3 protein-coding genes are annotated in these 3,898 nt (G+C 35.5%); all 3 read left to right on the plus strand.

Annotation, left to right across the window (positions count from 1 at the left end; all coding sequences use genetic code 11):
* Positions 1-334: 334 nt before the first annotated feature.
* The 3 genes from B371_RS0101160 (at position 335) to B371_RS0101170 (ending at position 3,289) form a co-directional block, all read left to right on the plus strand.
* Positions 335-2,137 (plus strand): M3 family oligoendopeptidase, encoded by a 1,803-nt coding sequence (locus B371_RS0101160; protein ID WP_019412497.1) that lies wholly within the window; start codon positions 335-337, stop codon positions 2,135-2,137.
* A gap of 6 nt (positions 2,138-2,143) precedes the next feature.
* On the plus strand, positions 2,144-2,689 hold the full coding sequence (locus tag B371_RS0101165) for a GNAT family N-acetyltransferase (RefSeq protein ID WP_019412498.1): 546 nt from the start codon (positions 2,144-2,146) through the stop codon (positions 2,687-2,689).
* A gap of 177 nt (positions 2,690-2,866) precedes the next feature.
* On the plus strand, positions 2,867-3,289 hold the full coding sequence (locus tag B371_RS0101170) for a DUF4395 domain-containing protein (protein WP_019412499.1): 423 nt from the start codon (positions 2,867-2,869) through the stop codon (positions 3,287-3,289).
* The last annotated feature ends 609 nt before the right edge of the window (positions 3,290-3,898 follow it).

Genomic DNA, 3,898 nt, shown 5'->3' on the forward strand with positions numbered 1-3,898 from the left:
AAACTGCCGAAAGTCGGGCTAACACAAATCTTGTACTAACTTTTGAGGGAATGGACACATCAAGAATAGAATGAAGTAATAACTTATATAAACAATGAACTACTAAAGAATGATACGCGGAACCATAAAAAATGCAATAGTTATATGCTACTTAATAAATGTTAAATAAAACACACACAAACCATTAAAAAGAATTCTTGAGCATAATATACAAGTGTAAATGGATACAGAAAACTAATATCAAATTCTAATACTGATGTTTCGAAAGGGGAAGAAGCATGATATAATTACAAAGTGTTTTTGGAAAAATTTAGATAGACATGGAGGGGAAATTTTGACCACAAAAATTTATTCTGAAGTATGGGATTTAGATGTTTTTTTTAAAGGAGGAAGTTCATCTCCTGAACTTAAAGAACACTTAGAATCGTTAAAAAGAAAGTTAGATTTATTTGAGCTCACATTATCAAAATTTGATGTACCAAAAAACAAATCGGATGCTAGTAAAATTGTGTCTATTATTGAAGAAACAAAACAAGTAGCTGAAAATTTATCACAGGCCGGAGCAGTAATTGGTTGCTTTCTAGCTCAAGATACGACAGATAAACAAGCAAACATATTACAGGGCGAAATTGGGTCGCATTCTGCTCGATTGTCATCTTCTATGTTAGTCCTTCAACAAAAACTATCTAAAACTACAGATGAAATCTGGATTTCATTAATGGAAGATGAGGAATTAAAAGAGTTTACATTCGTTCTTAATGAATGGAGAAATGAAGCAAAAGAATTACTCTCAGAGAAGGAAGAGGACATGATCACTGTCCTTAGTGTGGATGGGTATCACGGATGGGGACAACTGTATGATTTGTTAGTAGGGGATATAAAAATTCGTATAACAGTGGATGGAGAAGAAAAAGAGTTCTCCTATGGCCAAGCAAGTAACTTAAGTTCTCATTCAGACGCCACAGTTCGGAGAGATTCCTTCGAAGCTTTAGAACAAGCTTGGACAGAAAAAGAAGATTTCTTTGCAAAAACTTTAAATCATATGGCAGGATTCCGACTGGCTACTTATAAGAAACGCGGGTGGGATTCAGTATTAAAAGAACCTTTACATATGAATAGGATGAAGCAAGAAACATTAGATGCAATGTGGGGAGCTATTAGCGCTCATAAAGCACCATTTGTTGAATACTTAAAGCGAAAAGCAGAATTAGTAGGTGCAGACGCTATGCACTGGTATGATTTAGATGCACCAGTTACTCAATCAACACAAAAAGTTTCGTTCCAGCAAGGAGCAGAGTTTATTTTAGATCACTTTGGCAAATTTGGGCCCGAGCTTGAGAAGTTTTCACGTAAAGCTTTTGAAGATGAGTGGATTGAATCAGAAGATAGACCAAATAAACGACCTGGTGGATTCTGCACGGGAATGCCTATGTCCAAGCAGTCTCGTATTTTTATGACGTATAGCGGTACGATGTCTAATGTTGCAACATTAGCTCATGAACTCGGTCATGCTTTTCACTCACATGCACTTCGACCTGTACATTGGATGAATCGTCAATATGCAATGGGAGTGGCTGAAACAGCTTCAACTTTTGCTGAAATGATTGTAGCGGATGCTGCAGTAAAAGAAGCAAAAACAGCTGATGAAAAATTATCATTATTAGAAGACAAAATACAAAGAAGTGTAGCATTCTTTATGAACATTCATGCTCGTTTCTTGTTTGAAACTCGATTTTACGATGAACGAAAAAAAGGTCTTGTTTCAGCAAGCCGTTTAAATAAATTAATGGAAGAAGCTCAACGCGAGGCATTTGGTGATGGATTAGGTGACGTTCATCCTCATTTCTGGGCATCCAAACTACATTTCTATATCTCACGTGTCCCATTCTATAATTTCCCTTACACATTTGGGTATTTATTCAGCTTAAGTATATATGCAAAAGCAATTGAAGAAGGTAGTAATTTTGAAGAGAAGTATATCGCTTTACTCCAAGACACAGCAATTATGTCAGTTGAAGATTTAGCGATGAAACATCTAGGTGAGGACATATCTCAGCATGCTTTCTGGGAAAAAGGAATTGCACTTTGTATTAAAGATGTAGAGGAATTTTTAGTATTAACTTCATCAAAAGGGTGAACTTTAATGATTGTACTTGAAGGTAAAACATGCTTTTTAAGAACTTTACAGGAGTCAGATGCTTCAGACTTAGCAAATCTTGTTGGGAAAAACCGTGTATATTGGTCTGTTTTTGAGCCTAGGCATCAGGATTCCTATTTTACAATAGCTGTTCAACGTGAAAAGATACTGGAGTCATTGCATCATACAAAGAATAAACGCGAATTTAGCTTCGGGATATATGAATGGAAAACAAACAAATTAATTGGTCATATATCCATGTACAGTATTAAACGACTACCATTCTCAAGTGCTTTTATCGGTTATTCAATAGATGAAATGTGTGTTGGAAAAGGAATTGCTACTGAAGCAGTTCATTTGCTTGTGACGTATGGAATGGAACACTTAGGGTTGCATCGAATTGAAGCATATGTCTCGCCCCGTAATAGTGGATCAATTCGAGTCTTGGAAAAAGCTAAATTTCAAAGAGAAGGATTACACCGACAGCTATTATTTATTAATGGGGAGTGGGAAGATCATTTTATATATGCTGTTTTAGAAGATGATTATTGAAAAGGAAAGACCGCTTGGCGGAAATGGCGTAAAATGTTAAAAAGCTGGTTTCTTAATTGAAATCAGCTTTTTTTGTCGATTTCCCGGGAAATATCAAAGTAAACATGCTGATATATTTACAAATTATAAAAACAGTCATATAATACATTAAAACCAATAAGAATAGTAGGGATAAAAATGAAAACAATTCCAAAGCCTCTCGTTTTAGCTAATCAATGGACAATTGTATTATCCGTAGTCATTGCCCTTATTGCTCAATCAACATGGATTTTACTGGTTCCTTTAATCTCCGGTCTTCTAAGTTTACTTACAGGGTTTCATCCAATTGTAGCAATAGTTAAGCGTTTTTTAACTAAACCAATAAATCAATATATCCAAGAAGATTATGGTCAACTACGTTTTAACCAATGGTTGGCAGTAGGATTTTTAACTATCGCTTGTTTAAGTTACTTAATGAATTGGATGATATTATTTAACATGGCAACAATTATGGTCGGTGTAGCAGCGTTTTTAGCAATACAAGGTTTTTGTATTGGATGTCTCGTGCGTTTCCAATACCAAAAGTGGTCTTACCAAAGAAAAAAATCTTCTTTGCAGTAAGAAAAATTAATATTGACCTATCTTTCTGACAAAAAAAGAGTATCTTAGGGTAGTTTAACAAGGAGAGTCCTTTGTCGAGTTCACTAACTTTATGAAGATCGTCGTATTAAGTCAGTCGTGACTTCACAGACTTTCCTGAGCTGGAAGCCCACTGCTTTAGCGGGGAGGAAAGCGAAGAAAAATGCGGAGTGGTACAGAAAACAGAAGGTTTTTGGCACTTCAAGCATTTTTTTACAAAATAAGAAAGTATATAACTATAGAGTGCCAAGAACCCAGTATTCATAGTGTTTATTAGTATATGGAGACTAACATGCTAAAACAGAATTTCCTCGGTGGAACTAACGCTAAACATATAAATGTAAAGGTGTGATTTTCAGTGGAAGTGAAGTTTGTTCAATGATGTATTCTTGTTTAATATCCAATCTAAACTTAGGTGTGTACTTTCAGTTTAAGATCGGACGATTTTTTATATTTATTTTTAAAAATATATTGTTATTACTGTTGATTTTTAAAAGGAGAATGATTGTAGTGGAAGGCGGCGACTCCAGCGGGAAAAGCGAGACAGACGAGACCCCGCAGGTAGCGCAAGCGGACGAGGAGGCTTGGCGC

The organism is Paenisporosarcina sp. TG20 (genome assembly GCF_000286315.1).
Classification (GTDB): Bacteria; Bacillota; Bacilli; order Bacillales_A; family Planococcaceae; genus Paenisporosarcina.

Coding starts and splice junctions, on each gene's coding strand:
- B371_RS0101165 (WP_019412498.1), top strand. CDS start 2,144: ATGATTGTACTTGAAGGTAAAACATGCTTTTTAAGAACTTTACAGGAG.
- B371_RS0101170 (WP_019412499.1), top strand. CDS start 2,867: ATGAAAACAATTCCAAAGCCTCTCGTTTTAGCTAATCAATGGACAATT.